This is a genomic window from Bacillus thermotolerans, from assembly GCF_000812025.2.
GTDB classification, from domain to species: domain Bacteria; phylum Bacillota; class Bacilli; order Bacillales; family Domibacillaceae; genus Quasibacillus; species Quasibacillus thermotolerans.
In genome coordinates this window covers 1-3969 of sequence record NZ_JWJE02000011.1, presented here as the reverse complement: position 1 = coordinate 3969, position 3969 = coordinate 1, and the positions used below count along the sequence as shown (strand labels likewise).

The 3969-nt window shown below is 36.3% G+C and carries 2 protein-coding genes and 1 pseudogene; 2 read left to right on the top strand and 1 reads right to left on the bottom strand.

The genetic code is table 11. The features are described 5' to 3' along the window. The first annotated feature begins 220 nt into the window (after positions 1-220). Positions 221-1768 carry an IS21 family transposase gene (gene istA, locus QY97_RS06515; protein WP_039231088.1) on the top strand — a complete coding sequence of 516 codons (1548 nt, stop codon included), beginning with the start codon at positions 221-223 and terminating at the stop codon, positions 1766-1768. Next, positions 1768-2520: an IS21-like element helper ATPase IstB gene (gene istB, locus QY97_RS06510; RefSeq protein ID WP_039231086.1), complete on the top strand. Its 753-nt coding sequence runs from the start codon at positions 1768-1770 to the stop codon at positions 2518-2520. The genes istA and istB overlap by 1 nt, the downstream gene beginning before the upstream one ends. A gap of 45 nt (positions 2521-2565) precedes the next feature. On the opposite strand, the pseudogene QY97_RS06505 reads toward istB, so the two are convergent. Further along, positions 2566-3852: pseudogene (locus QY97_RS06505) on the bottom strand (IS1182 family transposase); the annotation flags it as partial. Between the last annotated feature and the right edge of the window lie 117 nt (positions 3853-3969).

Genomic DNA, 3969 nt, shown 5'->3' with positions numbered 1-3969 from the left:
TTGTAACTGCTAAACTAAAGTAGACAGTTATTGCTAGATAAAAATGAACACTTTTCTTGGGGGAATAGGCATGTAAAAGGCTGTTGCCCCGTAGGGGCGACAGCCTTTTACATGCTCGGCCGCTTGCGCGGTTACCTCACATCATTTATCCCTTCCATCCTGTATAATATTTAACTGTATTATACGTCATGGGGGGAAACGGAAGGTGGAAAAGTGGGAAATGTACATGGAAATTCATCAGTTAAAAAAACAAGGTTTTAAAGTTAGGAGAATAGCTAGAAAGCTAAGAGTTTCAAGGACAACCGTTTATAAATACCTAGAGAAATCACCAGAAGAAATGAGCTTATGGATGGCTTCTACTAAATCTAGGAAAAAGAAATTGGATCCTTATGAAATGATTATCCATACTTGGCTTACGGAGCATCCTGATATGTCAGCTGCCCAAATACACGATTGGCTGTTGGAAAAATACAAAGATTTAAAAGTTGGAGAAAGCACTGTTCGCGGTTATGTGAAAGAATTACGTGAAAAATATTCTATACCTAAGGAAGAAGAGAAGCGTATTTATCAAGCAGTGCCGGAACTTCCAATGGGTCAGCAGGCACAAGTAGACTTTGGCCAAACAAACCAAAAAAAGTCAGACGGAACCTCTGTAAAGTTAAACTTTATTACTTTTGTGCTTTCGCACTCTCGTTATAAGTATGTAGAGTGGTTGGATCGCCCTTTTACAACCAAGGACGCGATTCGTTGTCATGAGAATGCATTCCGGTATTTTGGGGGTATCCCTAATGAACTTGTTTATGATCAAGATTCATTACTCATCGTTAGTGAAAATTCTGGAGATCTTATTCTTACAGCTGAGTTTCAATCTTACCGTGAAGAAAGGAAATTAAACTTCACAATATGTCGAAAAGCAGACCCTGAAAGTAAAGGAAAAATTGAAAATGTGGTTGGTTATATAAAGGGAAACTTCGCTAAAAATAGAGTGTTTGATCATATCGATACATGGAATGAACAAACCCTTGCCTGGTTAGATAGAACCGGAAATAAAAAGGTACATAACACCACAAAAAAGAGACCAGTCGAAGTGTTTTCTCTGGAAAAGCAACACTTAAGACCGATCATCAAAAAGATAACTATATCAAATATTAATTCAAGTATAACAAGAACAGTCAGGAAGGACAACACCATTGTTTACCTTTCTAATCGATATTCAGTTCCTCTCGGAACATACAAAAAAGGGAAGAGTGTATTTATCGAAGCAACAGACGAAGGCTATTTATTGATACGAGATGAGAAAGATGGTCCAACTATTGCAGAGCATAAGATTAGTCATCAAAAAGGAAAGTTAATTCAGGATACACAACACACTCGTGACCGCACGAAGGGAATTCCAGCGTACATTACGAGTATCGCTGAAAAGTTTAAGAATCAAGAACTCGCACATAGCTACTTGAAGGAAATACACCGACGATATCCAAGATACATACGGGATCAGCTTCAGCTGATTGGAAAAGAGATTAAGTCAGACCCCGAGCTTATCGATGAAGTGCTTGAAATGTGTATAAATAAGGGGATTTATAGTGCGACTGAATTTAGCGATATCGTTCAGTATGTCAAACGCCAGAGCCAAGTGGACAAGGATGCCCCCATTGTGGAATCAAACATCGTTCAACTTACTGATGCGGATAAACTGACAATATCCACCAAGCCGCATACTCGCAATCTGGATAGTTATCTGGAAGTGCTGGAAGGAGTGTCTAAATAATGTCTACTCTAGATCAGCTTCAGCAGCAATTGCGCTCTTTAAGATTGTCAGAAACGGCCGATTATTTACCAACTCTTCTTAGGCAAGCCGAGTCGGAAGACTGGACATACCAAGTCTTTCTCAATTACTTAACAATATATGAACAAAAACGTCGGGAAGAGAAACTAATTGAAAGAAGATTAAAGTGGGCCAACTTTCCTTTCTATAAAACAATGGAGGACTATAACCTGAACGAACAGCATTCTATAAGCAAGAAGCAAATGAATCAATTAAAGGAATTTACATGGTTAGATCAGCTTTATAATATGATCCTTTTAGGACCGCCAGGTGTGGGTAAAACACATCTGGCGACAGGATTAGGAATTGAGGCAATTTACAGTGGCTACAAAGTATCTTTTATATCTATGGGGGAACTCATTCAGACCCTTAAAACAGAGGAATTCACTAGAAAGTCTCAAACTAGAATGAAAAGAATTAGAGATTCAAACTTAGTTATTATCGATGATTTGATGTTTATGGCGATGGATAATCGCGAAGCTAACTTATTCTTTCATTTAATCAATGATTTGTATGATAAAGCTTCAATTATTTTAACTTCAAATAAAGCACCTTCTGAATGGGGTGACTTACTAGGAGATCCGGGCATCACAACCGCCATCCTAGACAGAATCGTTCATCGAGCAGAGGTAATTAATTTTAAGAATGATGAAAGTTATCGGATGAAACACCGTACTTCTATTTTTGAAGACTGAGGATAAAAGTGTCCAAAATTAATTAGCGAAAAGTGTTCATTTTTACTTGACGCTTACACTATTTTGAAATGCTTCCTGTTCCTTATGTTCTGTGGATTTTATTGAAACAGAATATGTTTTACTTTTTGCCCCTTCTTTATAACAGCCATCACGGAACGGACATACTGCACATTTTTTAATATCAAAGTAATAGGTGTCTTTTTGATTTTTCCCTTGTTCTTTCTTTCCCGTTCGTGCTTTTCGTATTGCCATGTGACCTGCTTTACAAACGTACAAACCTGCATCTTTATTAAACTCAAACTCATCCTCTTTAGCACGTCCACCTTGTGTAATCTGTGGATTTAGTTTAGATACTAATTGAAACTCTTCGGTTTTTGCATACTGAATATTATCTTTTTCTGAATAAGCTGTATCACCAATGATTCTATCAATTGTCATGCCTGCTTCTTTACTTTTCTCAACTAAATCTTTCAGGTACTTTCCATCACTTTTCTCACCAGTAGTAACAATCGCAGCTGTAATAATCCGTTCATCACTCATAGCTATATGTGTTTTAAATCCAAAAAAAGAAGAGTCAGCCGTTTTGTGTCCGACACGTGCATCTGGATCATTTGAATAACTTAGTTGTTCTGCATAATCTTCTACAACTTCTTTTAGTACGTTTAATTTTTCTTTGACAGCAGGAATCTCAGCGATTTGTGGCTCAGTTTCAATAACAGTAATCACTTTACGACAATAATCCAATTCATCATTTACTTCGTTAGAAGTCGTTTTTGGTGGGAATTTTTCTTTCATTGATTCATCTAGTTGATAAACTGCTTTCCGGACATTTTTTGATTTCTCTTGTAAAAACTCTCTCGGTGATTTTTGATTATAACGGGCTTTAGTATGTGTTGCATCCACGATAATTGATTTACTCTTAATGATTTCTTTTTCTAAAGCAATCTCAACGGTTTTGCCAATAAGCATGTCTAATAAACCTACATCTTGAAGACGAAGTTTACGAAATTTCGTTAATGAGCTTGGGTCAATTACTGAATCCTCTGGGGCCATGTCGAGAAAATATTTAAATGACATATCGTATTTCGAACGTTCAATTACATCTACATCTGACAAATCATAAATTGATTTAAGAAGTAAATATTTGAACATGCGAATTGGCGAAACAGCATTGCGACCATTATCAAGACAATATTTTGTTTTTAATTCTTCAAGTATGAAATTAAAGTCTACAAGCTCATTTATTTTACGAAGCATATTATCCTTTGGTACAACAATATCGTATAAAGCCATGAATGGGCTAAAGTTGAGAGATTCTTGATTTGAAATCACTTGGATACCACCTACATACATTTGATAACAATATTATAAAGTAAAAAGGCAGTTGAAAGTTCATTAGATTGAACTTTCAACTGCCTTTAATAAAAATTAGACTTTTTCAGTGCCCTC